The sequence below is a fragment of the Lentibacter sp. XHP0401 genome (assembly GCF_025751535.1).
GTDB lineage: Bacteria > Pseudomonadota > Alphaproteobacteria > Rhodobacterales > Rhodobacteraceae > Lentibacter.
In genome coordinates this window covers 42,401-58,783 of sequence record NZ_JAOWLC010000014.1, presented here as the reverse complement: position 1 = coordinate 58,783, position 16,383 = coordinate 42,401, and the positions used below count along the sequence as shown (strand labels likewise).

Here is a 16,383-nt window from a genome sequence, read left to right as displayed (position 1 = left end):
AGGAGGCTGCAGGATGAGTAAGATCGAGAGACCCAAACAGATATCCGAGGTTGTTCTGGAACGCCTTCGTAGTGACATCATTGACGGTACTTATAAGCTTGGTGAGAAGCTATCTGAAAACCAGCTTGTGGATATATACGGCGTTACGAAGGCTCCGATCCGAGCTGCTTTCGGGCGTCTGCAGACAGAAGGTCTCGTAGAGGTCCGTGCGCAGTCAGGGACTTACGTTTTCAAGCCTGAGCCCGAATATTTGACATCGTTGTGTCACCTTCGAACCGCTCTTGAGCTGGAGGCGGCACGACTTGCACTTCACGTGGGCCAAGCCGACTGCCAAAAAATGCTGACTGATATATGTTTGCAGATGACAGATGCGTTGGAGAAGGGACAGCAAGACAAATATCAGAAGTTGGATACGGAGTTCCATCTTGCACTGTTTAAGGCCGCACAGTCTCCATTGCTGTTGGCGACTTTTGAGGCGCAGGTATCATCAACCTTCGCAGCTCTTCGTCATCGATTTTCCACAGTTAAGACGCACAACGAGTCATCAATTACGGAACACCTTGAAATCCGCGATCTAGTTGGTGCGGGAAATCTGACGGGGCTCCAAGAAGTTCTGCGGCGTCATATCGAAAATACCCGTGCCTATTACAACATTATCCTAACCGACTAACCTTCAGACATGATCGGTTGATCTACCTACGTTTAACAAACATGTTACCTTGCACTTCATAAGGAGATTGAAATGCCACTTCAAGGCGACGATCACGACCCTCGCACACCTTACCAACTGCCTTTTCCTAAAGATGCGTTGGAAGAAATTGTTATCCCCAACGCTGCTAATTGCGACGAACGGTTGTGGGTTCCTCAGGCTGAAAACGTATGGTTCAGGCCTTTGTGCCTGAACCGTTCGCAGGGCTACTGGATGAACCTTCTGAAGGTTCGCAAAGCTGGTGTGCTTTCTCGCCACCGTCATCCACAACCGGTTCATGGGTGGGTTTTGAAAGGGCGTTGGCACTATTTGGAACATGATTGGGTCGCGGAAGAAGGCGGCTATGTCTACGAACCGCCCGGTGAGACCCACACCTTAGTTGTGCCCGACGATGTGGAGGAAATGATCACATATTTTCAGGTCAATGGCGTCATGTGTTATGTCGACCCTTTCGGAAAAGTCCTGGGTTACGAAGACGTTTTCACAAAAATAGATCTGTGCAGGGAGCACTTCAAATCGGTTGGTCTGGGCGAAGATTACGTCGAACAGTTCATTCGCTGAACACCATAACAGAATAGGAGAAAATCATGGCAGAACTTCGCATGATGCATACGATGCTGCGGGTCCGCGATTTGGACGCATCATTAAAATTTTACACTGAATTGCTTGGTATGCAGCTGATCAAAAAGCTCGACTTTCCTGATGGTGAATTCACGCTCGCATTTGTCGGGTATGGACCTGAAGAGAGCAACACCGTCATCGAGTTAACGTATAATTACGGCGACAACAATTATGATTTGGGCAATGCCTACGGTCACATCGCTTTGGAAACATCGGATATCTACGCAACCTCGAAAGTGCTGAAAGAAGGGGGAGCAGAGTTCACTCGTGAGCCTGGGCCGATGAATCACGGCACAGTCGAGATCGCGTTTCTCAAAGACCCTGATGGTTACATGATTGAGTTGGTACAACCTGAATGGTTGAGCAAATCATGATGCGGCAGGCGGTCTTTCCGGCCCGATACGTTCAGGGCCCTGGCGCCTTAGGCCGTTTCGGTTCTGAAGCCGCCCGTATCGGCACACGCATTTACGGCATCGTGGATGCGGGCTTGCCCGATGGGGTGATTGATGGCCTCAATACCATCGCTATCACGCTTACGATGGAACGTGTCGCAGGAGCCTGCACAGAATTGGCGATCGCCTCAGCGGCAGAGGCCGCAATGAAAGCAGGTGCTGATGCAATCGCGGGCTTTGGGGGCGGTAAAACCATCGACCTCGCCCGCGCCACTGCTGATAAGCTCAATCTACCGTTTATTTCGATACCAACGGTGGCGGCTTCGGATGCCCCGTGCTCTGCGTTAGCGGTAATCTATGACGAAGAAGGTCATGTGTTGCGTGATCAATTCGTTCGTTGGAACCCGCAATTAGTATTGGTGGATAGTACGGTTATATCAGCAGCCCCTGTGAGATTGTTCATTGCAGGTATCGGCGACGCGCTGGCAACCTATGAAGAGGCAATCGCCTGCTATCGATCGGGCGCGAGTAACATGACAGGAGGGGCTCAGACACGGCTGGCGATGGCGGTGGCCGAAACTTGCCGCGCGACACTTTTCGAACATGGCGCGCAGGCAGTGGCGGACTGCAGAGCTAGTAGATCAAGCGAAGCTTTTGAAGCGGTCCTTGAGGCGACGGTTTTGATGTCGGGTGTGGGTTTTGAGTCTGGGGGCGTTGCGGCGGCCCATGCAATTCATCATGGTTTGGCCGCACTTGCTGAGACGCATCATATGTTGCACGGCGAAAAAGTCGCCTTTGGTGTGCTGGTGGAATTGGCTCTGAATGACGCTGACGACGAGACGTTGGCTCAATATGTTGCTTTTAACCGCAGCGTGGGTCTGCCTGCGACTTTGGGTGACCTCGGCATCATCAACATTGATGAAGCCCTAACTGTCATCATCGAGCGCGCGACGCGCGCGGGCGAGATTATTTACAACGAACCAGTAGCGGTTACGCCAATTGCAGTTGAGGCGGCAATTCTTCGTGCAAACAAATTTGGAGATAAAGAATGAATGGGACGTTTTCAAAGGACATCTACGCCGACAAGGTAGTGTTGGTTACGGGCGCATCTTCGGGTATTGGCAAGGCCATCGCTCTTGCGTTCCGTGATCATGGCGCAACAGTGCATGGCACTGCAAGTTCCGAGAAAAGCGCCGCGTTACTACGGAATGCGGGTATCACAGTCCACATCTGTGACGTGCGAGACGATCCGGCCGTAGATACGCTTTTAGAGACTTTCGAACGATTGGATGTGTTGGTCACCGCTGCTGGTGTGGCCCGACGCGTGGATGAATACAAATGGTCTGTCTTCCGCGATGTAATGGAGGTCAATCTATTTGGGACCGCACGCTTTGCACTTGGCGCACGAGATCTATTGGCGGCGAGCCAAGGATCAATAGTGACCGTTTCGTCCATGTTATCGATCTTTGGTGACAAGCTGGTCCCATCCTATGCCGCATCCAAAGGCGGCGTTTCCCAATTAACCAAATCTCTGGCTATCGAGTATGGGCAGCAAGGCATCCGCGTGAATGCTATCGCGCCTGGCTGGATTGATACGAACATGACTGACTCGCTGGTGCAAGATGAAGAGGTCGGCCCGGCTATCGCAGGGCGCACTGTTTTCAAACGTTGGGGCAAACCTGAAGAAGTGGCAAGCGCCGTTCTATATCTGGCCTCGCCTGCGGCAACTTACGTAACCGGCACCACGCTCATAGTGGATGGCGGCTATTCAATCACCTGACGGTCAACTGATCAAAAGTGGCAAAGGAAAAATAAATGAGTATCTGGCCAATAGAGTGCTTCAAAGAGAAATCAGTGCTAATTTCGGGCGGCACATCGGGTATCGGTGCAGGTATTGCGCGTGCCTTCATGGATGAGGGCGCCAATGTTACTGTGACAGGAGCGACTGACGCCGAAGCCCACCGGGCCGAGACTGAGATGCCCGGTGTTGCTGCCCATGCTGTTGACGTTCGGGACGGGGCTGCTGTGACTTCGTTGATCGAAAGATTCGACAGCCTTCATCATGTGGTGAATTGTGCCGGGATAATTCGACGTGGTGACGAATTGGATGCCGAGGTGTTCGCTGATGTAGTGGATATTAACCTCAACGGGTCAATGCGGATATGTGCCGCCGCTCGCCCGCTTCTGGCAGAGACCGGCGGGACGATTGTAAATACTGCTTCAATGCTGACATTCTTTGGCGGCGGTCTTGTGCCTGCCTATTCTGCTTCAAAGGGCGGAGTGGCTCAGATGACCAAATCGCTGGCAATTGCCTACGCCAAGGACGGCATTCGCGTAAACGCTATAGCACCCGGCTGGATCGCCACGCCTCTGACGCAAGCGCTTCAAGATGATGTTGAACGGTCAGGGCCGATAATGGCTCGAACGCCATTGGAACGCTGGGGCAAACCAGAAGATTTGGCAGGTGGTGTCGCGTATCTGTCATCGCCGATGGCATCTTTCGTAACGGGTGCAATTCTGGTTATCGACGGCGGGTATCTGATCACATGAGCAGCTCATCAGAAACAATGCGTGCGATCTTGTGCCCAAAGCCGGGCGGCGAATTGTCTACAGTCGTCGCAATCGAGGCACCTAAGCCTCAAGTCTCTGCTGGGGAAGTTCTAGTCCGTGTCAATGCCGTGTCATTGAACCCAGTAGACTGGAAGCTCTGCATCGGAGTAGCCCCTTGGTGGGATTGTCCGCACATTGTGGGATTGGATGCTGCAGGTGTGGTTGAGGAGGTCGGCGAGGGCGTTACGCATGTCGCTATCGGCCAGCGTGTGGCTTGGCATCATGATCTAGGCCGCCCTAACGGTGTCTTTGCTGAATACGTTACAGCTCCAGCGCATGTGCTGGCCGCAATTCCTGAAAGTGTTACTGATGAAGCTGCCGCAGCTTTGCCATGCGCGGGCCTAACCGCCTTTCAGGCTTTGGCGCGGAAGGTCCGTTTGGCTGATGGGGACGTGATCCTAGTGCAGGGCGCATCTGGTGGCACTGGAGGTTTTGCAGTGCAGATTGCCAAAGCTCTAGGCGCAACAGTGATTGGTCTCGCGCGCCCAAAGAGCTTCGAAAGGGTCCGAGCGCTTGGTGCGGATTATGTGTTGGATTATACCGCTCCCGATTTGCACAGTCAGGTCCGTGCCATCGCACCGGATGGCGTGGATGTGATGTTTGAGGTTGTGAAGGCCAAAGACGCAAACGAAAACTTCAGCCACGTCCGCTTTAATGGACAATACGCGACAACTGACCCGTTACCTGATTTGTCGAACGTTGAGCCCTACACCTATGCCCTTTCGGTGCATGAAATCGCATTAGGAGGCGCGTATGGTGCGGGTGATCTGCGCACGCAGGCCGATTTTGCCACAATGTTGGGTGAGATGTTGGAGATGGTCGAGCGAGGTGAGCTGGACCCCATGATCGAGATCCAGGTCGACTTTGAGGAAATCCCCAAATATCTCGGTCTGCTGAGGGACCGAAAGGTCGAGGGCAAAATTGTTGCCACGATTGGAGGTAAGACATGACACGCAAAGCAGTTGTTATTGAACCTGGTTATGCCAACTATGACCTTGAGCGCGAGATCCTTGGACCACTGGGCTTCGAGATTGTCACTTGTGACGGAGCGGGCGATAGGGCCGCTCTGGAGGCCGCAGTTACTGATGCCGAGATCATCTTTGTTCGTGACACGCCCGTGGATGGAGGCCTCATTTCCAAGATGGAGAGTGCGCGAGGACTCATTCGCTATGGTATAGGTGTTGATCATATTGATCTGACCGCTGCTAAGGCTATGGGTATTATCGTGGCGCGCGTTAATGACTACGGTGCCGATATCGAAGTGGCGGACCATACTGTTGCGTTGCTACTAGCTGCAGTTCGCCGGATCGTCAGTCGAGATCGGGATGTCCGCAATGGTGCGTGGCAAGTAGGGCAAGACGAGCCAATCCGTAGGATTGCTGGTTCGACTATAGGTTTTTTAGGATATGGCAGGATTGCTCGCGCAGTTGAGACGCGGATGCGGGGCTTTGGTGTCGATAATTTCATCGCTTACGACCCCTTTTTGAAGACCTCCACTTCAGCGGAACTTGTGGGGCTTAAAGAACTAGCAGAGCGGTCAGATGTTCTGACGCTACATGCTCCCGCAACTGAAGAAAATACTGGTATCATTAATCAGGATTTTCTGGAGCGTATGCAGCCGCATGCAATTCTGGTCAACACCGCGCGTGGGCTGCTGATTGACGAGGCAGCTCTGGCAGACGCTGTCGAATCTGGGAGGGTTCGAGCCGCTGCTCTGGATGTATTTACCACTGAACCACCACGGGGAAACCCACTGTTTGGGGTCGATGGCATCACGCTGTCGGACCATTCCGCTTGGTATTCTGAAGGCACTGTGGCTGCAATCCAACGCGGCGCGGCTCTTCAGGCCAAGCAAATCGCCGAAGGGGAGGAGCCGGATTTCCGGGTCGCCTAAACAAGAATGTCATAAAAAAGGGAGGAACTTTAACATGACAAAACTTAAGCAACTTTTAACTGCTACCACAGCATTGGCCTTCGCGGGCGGAGTGGCTTTGGCCGAACCCGACCTGCTTTGGTTCGAGGCTCAGGGGGACGCAATGACGGAAGCGGGCGCTTTCAAGAAAGATGGCCCGTGGACTGTTGCCTTGGTCTTTCCCGACCTTTCCAACTCATGGCGTGTGCAGGCCGTTGAAGAGGCCCGCTCGGCGGCCGCAGCTGACGAACGTTTTGAAGACCTGATCGTCACGAACTACCAAGAAGATGTTTCGGTTATGATCTCTGACGTAGAAGATATGTTGGCTCGTGGCGTAGATGCGATCATGATCCACACTGGTCAAATCGGACTTTTGAATGAGCAAGTCGAAAAAGCCAAAGAGTTGGGTATTCCGGTTATCAATTTTGGACAGATCGACCCTGATATCGATTATGCAAGCCAGATGTGGGCTGGTGGCGAATCTTATGGTCGCACTGGTGGAGAATGGCTGGTGGAAAAGCTACCAGACGGAGGTGAGGTTTGGGCGCTGCGCGGCATTGCTGGGCACTCAGAGGATGTGGCGCGCTACAACGGAATGTCTGCTGCCATAGACGGCGCTGGCATTGAAGTTACGCGTGAGGACTATGGAGCGTGGTCTTACGAGGGCTCGAAACCACTCTGCGAAAGCTGGGTTCTGTCGGGCGATTTACCAGACGCGATCTGGTCTGGGGGAGCCGACATGACTCGTGCTTGTTTGGATGTGTTTGCCGAATTGGGTATTGAGCCCATTCTAATGACAGGCGAAGGCAACAATGGTCTGATGCGCCAGTGGTCCGAGATGGGTCTCGACAGCATGGCTGCGTCATTCCCCCCGTCGATGTTCGCGGTTGGCCTCAACGGTGTAGCCGAATTGCTTGATGGTGGGCAGTTGGCTAAGTCTTATTGGGCTGAACCTGAGGCCATCACCAACGATAATCTGGCTGAATATTACCACCCTGAAGCCAACGACAACCTCTGGGTTCCAACGACCCTGACCAGTGAACAGATTTCTGAACTGTTTCCGCGCTAAAATGGAGGTTACCGTTGGATCCGGCATGCACTGCAGACATGCCCATGCACGTGCTGCCGGTCTTGGTAGCACATCTGAAAAAACGGAAATGGCGCGCTTTAGCGCCGTTTCCAAACACTTTGCCGGTGTCACAGCAGTGGATGAGGTGTCGCTGGTTTCTCATTCAGGCACTGTTCACGCAGTGACTGGAGAGAACGGTGCGGGTAAGTCCACTCTGATGAAGATGCTTGCTGGAGTTCACACCCCGGATGGCGGAACTATCCAAGTGGACGGGAGCAACTTTAACCCTCATGATCCACGTGAGGCGCAAGCTCTTGGGGTCTCGACCATATATCAAGAGCTGAATTTGATTCCAAATCTGACTGTTGCCGAGAATCTTTTTTTCGGGCGCGAGCCTAGGCGCTTGGGATTGATTGACCGGCGAGCGTTGGTGCAACAATCCAAGGACCTCCTCGACAAGATCGGACTAAGTCTTGATCCGACACGGCCATGCGGTGATTTGACCATTGCGGAGCAACAATTTGTTGAAATCGCCAAGGGTATTTCGCACGACGCTAAGATATATATCTTCGACGAGCCCACAGCTGCGCTAAACACAGCTGAATCTGAGCAGCTTTTTGACCTTATCGAAAACCTTCGTGCTGAGAGCAAACTAGTTTACTATATCTCGCACCGCCTAGATGAGATTTTCCGTCTAAGTGATGTCATAACGGTGATGAAGGACGGGTGTCTATCAGCCAACTTTAAAAGAGGGGAAACGGACGAAGCTGGCCTAATACAGGCGATGGTTGGTCGCGATCTCGGCGACTATTTTCCAATGCGTAATCCCGACATCAAGCGCCCCACCAAAATGAAGGTTGACCGTCTGAAATGTAATCAGAGTAGCCCTGAGGTCAGCTTCGAGCTGAGAGCGGGTGAAATTCTAGGGCTTGCAGGTTTGGAAGGGCAAGGCCAGCGGGGAATTATCCGTGCGCTGGTCGGTTTGGAGCCGCCCGTGAGTGGGTCGGTCACATTGGAGGGTGAACGCGTCACGCCAGAACGTGGCATCGTCTCCACTGTTCGGAGTGGCTTGGGATTTGTTCCTGAAGATCGCAAGACCGAAGGCTTATTTTTGAAGGACAGCATCGAGCGGAACGTATCCCTTGGTTTTTTCAGGTGCGGCAGTCTGTTTTCTCGTGCGAGGCGGGGGCAGGAGGCGATTGAGGCAGTCAATCAGCGTATGCGTTTGAAATCGGCAGGACTCTCGCAGTTCGTTGTGAATTTGTCGGGCGGCAACCAACAAAAAGTAATGCTGGCTAGGTGGTTGGTGTCCGGTGTGCAAGTGCTGGTGGTTGAGGAGCCAACACGTGGCGTTGATGTCGGTGCGAAAGCCGAGATCTACAATGCATTGCGAGAATTTTGCGACGACGGTTGCGCTATTCTCATTACGTCTAGCGAAATGAACGAGGTGATCGGTCTGTGCGATCGCATTCTAGTGGTCCGGGGAGGCGAGATTACTGCAGAAATCGCAGGCCACGACGCAACCGAAGAAAGTGTTCTCCAATTTGCAATAACCGACAAGAAGAAGGTCATCTGATGTTGAGTATTATAAATTTCAAAACCGGCGATCATCGCCGCCGTGATGCCTTGAGCCCCTTCGTAATAGTGTTACCGCTAATCATTGCCATCTTTCTTGCTGTTGTAACAACAGGATTTTTGACAGGTGATAATCTGGCAAACTTGGTTCCGCAGGCAACGCCATTGTTAATTCTATCACTTGGGCTGATGTTCCCAGTTCTCACGGGGGGCATCGACATTTCCAATGGCGCTTTGGTCAGCGTTGTTGCTGCCATTATGGTGAGCTCATCAAGTCAGGCTCTTGGTATAGGAGCTGGCCTTTGTGTCGCGTTGTTAACTGGGCTGATAAATGGGATCGGGGTAACCGTCTTTCGCGTTCATCCTATCGTAATGACACTTGGAATGATGATTATCTTTACCGGGGCCGCCCCGCTCATTCTGCCTGATGCAGCAGGACAGGTGCAGACCTTTCTCGCACCGCTGGTGCGGTCTACTATCTTTGGATTTCCAGTCGCAATTTTTTGGGCTGGAGCTGCTATTTTTTTAGCGTGGGGCGTTATTGCGCGCTCCTCTTTCGGGTTGCGCGTTTACGCTGTTGGCGCCAACGATGAAGCAGTCTGGCTGAGCGGAATAAATAGCCGAAAGTTGGTTATCGCCTGTTATGTGATTTCGTCGCTTTCGGCGATGATCGCAGCGATGTTTATCTTTGGTCGCGTGGGAAGTTCCACAGCGAACATTGGGGATCCGCTGATACTGAACTCAATCACGGCTGTGGCTATTGGAGGAGTGTTGCTTTCTGGCGGTGTAGGGTCTGTTGCGGGAGTCGTCTGTGGCGTTGCGGCTCTCACTTTCATCAATAACGGGATGAACCACCTGTCGGTTGATCCGTTTCTTCAACGCGTGATCACCGGTATTATTCTGCTTGGTGCAATCGCCTTTCAAAAGCGCGAGGATATTGGGGTATGAGTTTGACCAATAAGATTCCCGCACAGGCACAAGCCGGTAATATAAGGCATTTTATGTCTCGAGTCGTGGATATGCCTTTTGTTTATCCGTTGTTCATAATTCTGTTGATCGTTGTTTGGGTGGAGCGCCCTGCGATGCTTGGCCCGGTTTTTTTCTGGACGATCATGCGTCAAGCCGCACCACTTGTCCTCGTGGCCATCGGGCAGTCGCTTTGTATGCGTGTGCAATCAATCGATTTGAGTTCGTCCGGCGTGATTGTCGCTGCAGTCTATGTGCTGACCGGAGGTTGGATTGAAGCCTCAACTCCAGTTCTTTGCCTGCTGGCCATTTTTATAGGCTTGATCAGCGGCGCGGTGAACGCTTGGTTCATCGCCATACGCAGATCGTCGGCGGTTCTAGTGACACTTGCCACAGCGATGATATTGTCAGGCGTCGTGCTAATTCTGTCGGGCATCCGTCAGCCGGACCGCGCGCCTGAAGATCTGGTGGCGTTAATGAGGATGCGAAGTTTCGGCGTTCCGATGATTCCGCTCGTAACGTTTGCTTTCGCTTGTGTTTTCGCCGTCTTGTTGCGCTTCAGTGTGCTCAATAGGGTGATCGGAGCGATTGGCACCAACCCCAAGGCAGCGTGGGCTTCTGGTCTTCCTTATGTAAGGACGGTCTTTATTGTTCATATCATGTCAGGTGCTTTTGCTGCTTTTGCTGCCATTGTTTTGGTCGGATCGCTAGGGAAAGGAAGTGTCATTTTGGGCCAAGACCTCGCACTCTTTTCGTTGGCCGCAGTTGTTTTAGGTGGGGTAAGTTTCGGTGTTGGTCGAGGTGGCGTTATGGGGCCCGTTTTGGCAGCGGCAATGCTAACGTTGTTGTTCAATTTCCTGACCGCCTATGACGTTGCTGGACCAGCCCGATTGATAGTTGTTGGTGTAGTTATAGTCGTCGCAGCGATAATAATCAGTTTTAGAGAAAAATAGGTAAATCAGGTGTGATGGATTGGCGCGTATCGAACACGCTTAAGGCAGAGTTTTGCCTTGATGCGCGGAACGAAGCGACCCACAAGTTCGGCCCTCCCGAGATCATAAATGCCGGTCAGAGGAGCCAGTTCACATCGTTTGCTTGGACGGACCGACTGCGCACACGCCCTTGAGTTGGGCGAGCCATTGTCGTTCACGCATGTGATCATCGACGAGGCACAGGATATCTCGGTTGCGGAGTTGATGCTTTTGGGCACCATGTATGGAGAGATACCCAACAGCCTGTTCTTCGCCGGCGATATTGGCCAGCGGATATTTCGGGCACCTTTCCCGTGCTCGGCGGCGGGAGTTGATGTGCGTGGCAGACCTTGTAGTTTGAAGGTCAATTAACCGACTTCGCACCAAATTCGAAAGGGTAGCAACACCTTGTTGCCGGAGACATTAGTCGGGGCGGATGGTGCGGTGGAGAACCGTCATGGTGTGACCTCCGTCTTCGACGGTCCTGCGCCGATGATCCGTGTTTTCGACGATCCCAAAACAGAAATCTCTGAGCTCGAAACTTGGGTAGCGAACCTGTTGCTGGCTGGGGTGATGAGGGAAGAGATCGCAATTCTCGTCCGGTTAGAGGTCTAAATGTCAGGCTTCGGAAATATAGATGTTCGTGTCTTGACGATGCATGACGCCAAAAATGCCGAATGGCTCGTCGAATAGACCACGGGCGTAAAGGAACAAGCCGAGACTGAGAATCCTATTTATCCGACTTGCGGATAGTGGAATATCAAGACCCTCAGAAAAGCGCCTTGAACTGTCTGGCTGGCGTTTATGAGACCATTAAGGGTTCTCCGATTTCATAATTATATAGGCAGTTAACTTCGACGGGGGGCTGTCTCAATAAAATCTACAGATGAGGCTAGATTGCGAGTTAACGTTGCCCAGCCCTTTTGATGCTCGGGAGGGGAAGTGGGGAAACCAGCGCACTCATAAGTTGGAGCCTAGACAGCGGTGCGGATCTGAATCCATAACCCAGAGTTTTTGCGCGCTGCTCGAACTAACGTGGTATAGCAGGGCAAAGCAGACGGGGGCTACCTAAAGAACTTCTTTCAGCGAATGGAAACCGCCTGAATTGTAAAAACCGTAGCGTTGGCAGCCAGCTTCTTATTCGGCATCATGGCATCGTCGTGAAATTATTCGGATGAACACAAAATGCTGGGTAAAAGCGTTGTCGTCGTTGGTGCGGGTGTCGCCGGCTTAAGCGCCGCGCGCAACCTTTCGAAACGTGGTTTTCATGTTCTCGTTCTTGAAGAAACGGACCTAATCGGCGGGCGTGTCGGGACACAGTGGGCTGGCGATTTGGTGTTCAACCGGGGCGCGCGTCTTTTGTATTCATGCAGCAAACCGTTTTTTGCGCTGCTGGACGAGTTGGGGCTCACGGATCATCTGTCCCATTCGCGGCAACTCACCGCAAAGACCGTAGGGCAGAACCTGAACTGGAATGTTCACCTTATGCCCGGACCATCCAGCTTATTTACACCCGGCCTTACATTCAAAGAGCGATGGCGGCTGGTGGGTCATGCAATTCAGCTCTGGAAACTGCGACGTCGCGCAAACCCCGACGATGCCACCAGCGTGTATGAGGCGGACGATGTTACACTGTCGGACTATATTCTTGAAACTCTCGGACAAAATGCGCTGTCCCGGTTGGTAGATCCGATATTCATCGGCGCTCGAAACTGGCTGCCCGAGGAGGTCTCGGCCGCGTTTTATCTCAGCACGATTCCGAACCTTTTCGGAACGACTGTGATGTCGTTGAAGCCTGATATGCAAGCGCTGCCGGATGCGATGGCCGAAGGTCTTGAAATACAGACCAACGTGAAGGTCACGCGCATTAACCCGGGCCAGCCTTGCGGAATTGAGATTCTGAAAGATGACAAGGCCGAAACTCTGACGGCAGATTTTGTCATCTGCGCGTTGCCGGGCGATCTGGTTCCCGCGCTCATGCCATCTCTTGGTGATGAAGATACCGGTTTCTTTGAACAGGTCCGATATAGCTCCTACGGAGCGGTCCACTACATGCTGGACTGCTATAAGGAAGAAACGATGCAGTTCTATTCAAGAGCCGCAGCACAAGGTGTATCCTTGTTTCAAGCATCACCCGAAGGTGAGAAAACGCAACTTTATGCACAGCTTTCACCCGACGCGGTTGCCCGTGCCCGCGACGAGGGGCGGACAGGGCAGTTGGATCAGGTGATTGCGGAGCGCATGACTGCGATCTGCCCCGAATTGGAAACGCACTGCCTAGATTGCCACAGCCAATGGATTGAACGGATGCTGCCGATATTCCAGCCCGGGTATTGCAAAGAACTGCGCGCCTTTCGGGAACGGCAAAATGCCATGCCGCAGCAAGTTTATTTCTGTGGCGACTATCTCTATCAGGCTCTGCTCAACGGAGCCGCCGCCAGCGGTCATGCCGCCTCAAACAGCCTAATGCGCGACTGCACTTGACAGGTCGTCTCCCCATAAAATCGAAAGGACAAGACATTATGAAAAACCGTATTTTCTCAGGAGCCCCCGCAGAAGACTTTGCCGGGTTTGCCCGCGCCGTAATTGATATGGAGCGAATTTATGTTTCCGGCACATTGGGCGATGATCCCGAGAGCGGTGATCTGCCGGATGAAGTCGCTGCACAAACACGCAACGCGTTGAGCGCGATTGACGAAACGCTGGTGCAGGCGGGCGCCAGTATTCGAAACGTGGTTCAGGCCCGAGTTTACTTGACTGATGCTGCCTATCTGGGCGCTGTGGCTTCGGTGCTCGGGGACGTGTTTGGAGACATTCGGCCCACGAATACGCTGGTCGTCTGTCAGATCCCGCGCCCCGGCGCGAAGGTGGAAATCGAGGTAACCGCATCTATAGCCAAAGGCTGACAGCGCGGTTAATATCCATGGGATGATCCCGCCAAGCAAAAACTCTTTTGACCCAGATACCAAAGCTGCCGGACTTTTTCGTGATATACTCGGCGATGGCAGCAACTCGCTGCTTCAAGTTTTCGAGTCTGTTGAGCGGGAAAGCAATGAGTGGCCTACGCTGACCAACCCCTTGATGGAAGGCAGTTGCACAAACGTCGATATTGTAGACCGACAAAGCAGGTTTCGCTGGCATTTTATGCGACTGGGTGGCGACCTGCTGCTGGTGACGACACGTGCTGATGTGCATGAACCCCGCATTGAGACAGTCAAGGGCGAGGGATTTGTTGAATTTCACTATCTGCTTGAAGGGCCAGTCGCAGTTGGTGTGAAAGCGCAAGACGATCCGGAAATCAGCTTTCATAGTGGTGATTTGTTCTGCTGTCGGCAAACTGAAGACGTCGACTATACGGTCTGGAGCGGCCCCGGTGAACACCTCAAGACATCCATTTACGTTACCCCTGCTTTCCTGACGGAGTATACGGACTTTCCGTTTGAGAGCGCGGCAGGGCAAGCGCTTATCTCGCCGCCCAGCGGTGTATCCACTATGATCGAAACGATACTTTCAGCTGACAGCCTTATGACATTGCGGCGTATGATAAACTTGCAAGTTTCAAACCGCCGCGATCTGGTGACGTTAACAGGGCTGATCCTTCAGCTGATTGGTGAATCCGTGGACAGTATTGATGCGGCAACGGAAAAAGGAAATCCGGTACAAGATTTGTCACCCGCAGACGTGCGCATGATAGCTGAACTGCGGTCCCGCTTACATGAGGATCTTGCCGAACATTTCACCCTGACCAGATTGGCCAAGGAACTTGGTACCAACACAACCAAGCTTAAGAGCGGTTTTCGGCTTGTGAACGGGACAACTATTCATAAATACCGGACGGCTATTCGGATGGAACATGCTCTTGATTTGTTGCAGCGGCGTGAGGGCTCGGTTGCGGCAATCGGGCGTGCTGTAGGCTATGAGCGTCAGGCCAGTTTCTCCTCGGCTTTCAAATCCTATTTCGGCGTTCCGCCAAAATCAGCACATCAGGTCCGCCGGCGGGGCGGCGAGTTTCCGAAATGAGAAAACAAACGTCTGAATGCAACAGTCTACACCTTCGCTAATCTGGGTGCTGATCTGCTATGTTTAGCTTAAACGTCCGCTTGAGATCATCGGCCGTGTTTGTGTTTAATGAAATTGAGGACCCCGTGATGCGCAAGAAAATACAAGTCAGAAATCCCCGCACTGGCAAAATCGACTACGCTATTCAGCCGCAAAGCCGAGCAGAGTTGGAAACCATTGCGGTCAGCATGCGCAATGCACAAGAAAACTGGGTGCAACTCCCCCTGAGCGCGCGCTGCGATGCAATGCTTGCACTCTGTGACGCCGTTGAAAAACACCGTGAAGACATCATTGGCAAGTTGACGGAAGATACCGGTCGGTACGACATGTCGGTTGCCGAGCTCGAAGGGCTGAAAGGCATTACCCAGATGCGCTGTGCTACTGCGGCGGATGCGATGATGCAGATCACCGGACAATCCGGGTCCGATGCAAGCCTGCGGTTCCAGCAACAATATGTTCCACATGCTTTGGTGGGTATCATCTCGCCGTGGAACTACCCGCTTATCCTGTGCATGATCGACGCGATTACCGCGTTGCTTGCCGGTTCTGCTGTGATGATTAAACCAAGCGAGGTCACGCCGCGTTTCATCCCCGCTTTCCGTGCAGCCGTTGCTGAAGTGGACGCCCTGCGAGACATTCTCGTTCTTGTCGAAGGCGGCGCCGAGGTTGGCGGCGATGTGATTGATCTGAGCGATACAGTTGTCTTTACCGGCAGTGTGTCCACAGGTCAGATCGTGCAAAAGCGTGCCGCCGAACAATTCAAGACCGCGTTCCTTGAATTGGGCGGCAATGATGCAGCCATTGTCCTTGGCAATGCTGACGTTGATGACGCTGCCGAGATCATCGTGCGCGGTGCAGTCGAAAACAGCGGCCAGCTGTGCTGTGCGATCGAACGGGTTTATGTCGCTTCCAGCCTCGCCGACCAGGTGACACAGGCCATTGTAGCCGAAATGCAGAAGCAGAAAATGAATACTGATGCGGCGAATTCCGGTCCGCTTGGTCCGGTTATTTTCCAGAAACAGGCAGTAATCCTTCAAGATCAACTGGATGATGCGGTCGCCAAGGGCGCCAAAATCCTGACCGGCGGCGAGATCATCAATTCCGATGGGGGATTGTGGTGCGAACCAACTGTTCTGGTGGACGTCGATCACACGATGAAAATAATGCAAAATGAAACCTTTGGCCCAATCGTGCCAATCATGCGTTTCACCGATACGTCCGAGGCCGTGCGCCTTGCTAATGAAACCATCTATGGCCTCAGCGCCACCGTGATCGGTGAAGAGGACGAAGCCATCCGTATAGGCGAGCAACTCAACGCCGGGGGTATCTGGATCAACGATTTTGATACGATGGGCGGTGTTTCGCAGGCCGAAAAGACAGCTTTTGGTGCGTCAGGGCTTGGTGGCAGCCGTTATGGTCCTGGTGGGTTCATGCGGTTCATGCGCAAGAAGGCGCTTGTCATCCGTTCACAAAAAACCGCCGCCTGAACCGGAAGGGGA

The 16,383-nt window shown here is 52.9% G+C and carries 18 protein-coding genes; all 18 read left to right on the top strand.

What is annotated here, in order from left to right; translation table 11 throughout:
• Positions 1-13: 13 nt before the first annotated feature.
• The 18 genes from OE750_RS16295 to OE750_RS16210 all read left to right on the top strand — a co-directional run bounded on the left by OE750_RS16295 (position 14) and on the right by OE750_RS16210 (position 16,371).
• Entirely contained in the window at positions 14-670 is a 657-nt protein-coding gene (locus OE750_RS16295; RefSeq protein WP_263765370.1) for a GntR family transcriptional regulator, read from the top strand.
• A 72-nt stretch (positions 671-742) separates the two neighbouring features.
• Complete coding sequence (locus OE750_RS16290) at positions 743-1,270, top strand: 2,4'-dihydroxyacetophenone dioxygenase family protein (RefSeq protein WP_263765369.1); 528 nt, start codon at positions 743-745, stop codon at positions 1,268-1,270.
• Between the two features lie 26 nt (positions 1,271-1,296).
• A complete protein-coding gene (gloA, locus tag OE750_RS16285; RefSeq protein ID WP_263765368.1) occupies positions 1,297-1,704 on the top strand; it encodes a lactoylglutathione lyase in 408 nt (135 codons plus the stop codon).
• Entirely contained in the window at positions 1,686-2,774 is a 1,089-nt protein-coding gene (locus tag OE750_RS16280; protein ID WP_263765367.1) for a glycerol dehydrogenase, read from the top strand. Before gloA ends, OE750_RS16280 begins: the two co-directional genes overlap by 19 nt.
• Complete coding sequence (locus tag OE750_RS16275) at positions 2,771-3,502, top strand: SDR family NAD(P)-dependent oxidoreductase (RefSeq protein ID WP_263765366.1); 732 nt, start codon at positions 2,771-2,773, stop codon at positions 3,500-3,502. The genes OE750_RS16280 and OE750_RS16275 overlap by 4 nt, the downstream gene beginning before the upstream one ends.
• 35 nt (positions 3,503-3,537) lie before the next feature.
• A complete protein-coding gene (locus OE750_RS16270; protein WP_263765365.1) occupies positions 3,538-4,272 on the top strand; it encodes an SDR family NAD(P)-dependent oxidoreductase in 735 nt (244 codons plus the stop codon).
• A complete protein-coding gene (locus OE750_RS16265) occupies positions 4,269-5,282 on the top strand; it encodes an alcohol dehydrogenase catalytic domain-containing protein (protein WP_263765364.1) in 1,014 nt (337 codons plus the stop codon). Before OE750_RS16270 ends, OE750_RS16265 begins: the two co-directional genes overlap by 4 nt.
• Positions 5,279-6,226: a C-terminal binding protein gene (locus OE750_RS16260; protein ID WP_263765363.1), complete on the top strand. Its 948-nt coding sequence runs from the start codon at positions 5,279-5,281 to the stop codon at positions 6,224-6,226. Before OE750_RS16265 ends, OE750_RS16260 begins: the two co-directional genes overlap by 4 nt.
• A gap of 34 nt (positions 6,227-6,260) precedes the next feature.
• Positions 6,261-7,313: a substrate-binding domain-containing protein gene (locus OE750_RS16255; protein ID WP_263765362.1), complete on the top strand. Its 1,053-nt coding sequence runs from the start codon at positions 6,261-6,263 to the stop codon at positions 7,311-7,313.
• A gap of 1 nt (position 7,314) precedes the next feature.
• Positions 7,315-8,889, top strand: a complete 1,575-nt coding sequence (locus tag OE750_RS16250; RefSeq protein ID WP_263765361.1) for a sugar ABC transporter ATP-binding protein — start codon at positions 7,315-7,317, stop codon at positions 8,887-8,889.
• Positions 8,889-9,836: an ABC transporter permease gene (locus OE750_RS16245; protein WP_263765360.1), complete on the top strand. Its 948-nt coding sequence runs from the start codon at positions 8,889-8,891 to the stop codon at positions 9,834-9,836. Before OE750_RS16250 ends, OE750_RS16245 begins: the two co-directional genes overlap by 1 nt.
• Positions 9,833-10,807: an ABC transporter permease gene (locus OE750_RS16240; RefSeq protein WP_263765359.1), complete on the top strand. Its 975-nt coding sequence runs from the start codon at positions 9,833-9,835 to the stop codon at positions 10,805-10,807. Before OE750_RS16245 ends, OE750_RS16240 begins: the two co-directional genes overlap by 4 nt.
• 108 nt (positions 10,808-10,915) lie before the next feature.
• Positions 10,916-11,197, top strand: coding sequence for an AAA family ATPase (locus OE750_RS16235; RefSeq protein WP_263765358.1), 282 nt, complete (start codon positions 10,916-10,918; stop codon positions 11,195-11,197).
• A 36-nt stretch (positions 11,198-11,233) separates the two neighbouring features.
• Positions 11,234-11,440, top strand: coding sequence for a hypothetical protein (locus OE750_RS16230; protein ID WP_263765357.1), 207 nt, complete (start codon positions 11,234-11,236; stop codon positions 11,438-11,440).
• A gap of 570 nt (positions 11,441-12,010) precedes the next feature.
• Positions 12,011-13,309: an FAD-dependent oxidoreductase gene (locus tag OE750_RS16225; protein ID WP_263765356.1), complete on the top strand. Its 1,299-nt coding sequence runs from the start codon at positions 12,011-12,013 to the stop codon at positions 13,307-13,309.
• Positions 13,310-13,347: 38 nt separating this feature from the next.
• On the top strand, positions 13,348-13,731 hold the full coding sequence (locus OE750_RS16220; protein WP_263765355.1) for a Rid family hydrolase: 384 nt from the start codon (positions 13,348-13,350) through the stop codon (positions 13,729-13,731).
• A gap of 22 nt (positions 13,732-13,753) precedes the next feature.
• Entirely contained in the window at positions 13,754-14,845 is a 1,092-nt protein-coding gene (locus OE750_RS16215; protein ID WP_263765354.1) for a helix-turn-helix transcriptional regulator, read from the top strand.
• 128 nt (positions 14,846-14,973) lie between these two features.
• A complete protein-coding gene (locus OE750_RS16210) occupies positions 14,974-16,371 on the top strand; it encodes an aldehyde dehydrogenase family protein (RefSeq protein WP_263765353.1) in 1,398 nt (465 codons plus the stop codon).
• Positions 16,372-16,383: the final 12 nt, after the last annotated feature.

What these genes read in the sequence shown, in the direction of transcription:
- OE750_RS16295 (WP_263765370.1), top strand. Translation starts at nt 14, where the DNA reads ATGAGTAAGATCGAGAGACCCAAACAGATATCCGAGGTTGTTCTGGAA.
- OE750_RS16290 (WP_263765369.1), top strand. Translation starts at nt 743, where the DNA reads ATGCCACTTCAAGGCGACGATCACGACCCTCGCACACCTTACCAACTG.
- gloA (WP_263765368.1), top strand. Translation starts at nt 1,297, where the DNA reads ATGGCAGAACTTCGCATGATGCATACGATGCTGCGGGTCCGCGATTTG.
- OE750_RS16280 (WP_263765367.1), top strand. Translation starts at nt 1,686, where the DNA reads ATGGTTGAGCAAATCATGATGCGGCAGGCGGTCTTTCCGGCCCGATAC.
- OE750_RS16275 (WP_263765366.1), top strand. Translation starts at nt 2,771, where the DNA reads ATGAATGGGACGTTTTCAAAGGACATCTACGCCGACAAGGTAGTGTTG.
- OE750_RS16270 (WP_263765365.1), top strand. Translation starts at nt 3,538, where the DNA reads ATGAGTATCTGGCCAATAGAGTGCTTCAAAGAGAAATCAGTGCTAATT.
- OE750_RS16265 (WP_263765364.1), top strand. Translation starts at nt 4,269, where the DNA reads ATGAGCAGCTCATCAGAAACAATGCGTGCGATCTTGTGCCCAAAGCCG.
- OE750_RS16260 (WP_263765363.1), top strand. Translation starts at nt 5,279, where the DNA reads ATGACACGCAAAGCAGTTGTTATTGAACCTGGTTATGCCAACTATGAC.
- OE750_RS16255 (WP_263765362.1), top strand. Translation starts at nt 6,261, where the DNA reads ATGACAAAACTTAAGCAACTTTTAACTGCTACCACAGCATTGGCCTTC.
- OE750_RS16250 (WP_263765361.1), top strand. Translation starts at nt 7,315, where the DNA reads ATGGAGGTTACCGTTGGATCCGGCATGCACTGCAGACATGCCCATGCA.
- OE750_RS16245 (WP_263765360.1), top strand. Translation starts at nt 8,889, where the DNA reads ATGTTGAGTATTATAAATTTCAAAACCGGCGATCATCGCCGCCGTGAT.
- OE750_RS16240 (WP_263765359.1), top strand. Translation starts at nt 9,833, where the DNA reads ATGAGTTTGACCAATAAGATTCCCGCACAGGCACAAGCCGGTAATATA.
- OE750_RS16235 (WP_263765358.1), top strand. Translation starts at nt 10,916, where the DNA reads ATGCCGGTCAGAGGAGCCAGTTCACATCGTTTGCTTGGACGGACCGAC.
- OE750_RS16225 (WP_263765356.1), top strand. Translation starts at nt 12,011, where the DNA reads ATGCTGGGTAAAAGCGTTGTCGTCGTTGGTGCGGGTGTCGCCGGCTTA.
- OE750_RS16220 (WP_263765355.1), top strand. Translation starts at nt 13,348, where the DNA reads ATGAAAAACCGTATTTTCTCAGGAGCCCCCGCAGAAGACTTTGCCGGG.
- OE750_RS16215 (WP_263765354.1), top strand. Translation starts at nt 13,754, where the DNA reads ATGATCCCGCCAAGCAAAAACTCTTTTGACCCAGATACCAAAGCTGCC.
- OE750_RS16210 (WP_263765353.1), top strand. Translation starts at nt 14,974, where the DNA reads ATGCGCAAGAAAATACAAGTCAGAAATCCCCGCACTGGCAAAATCGAC.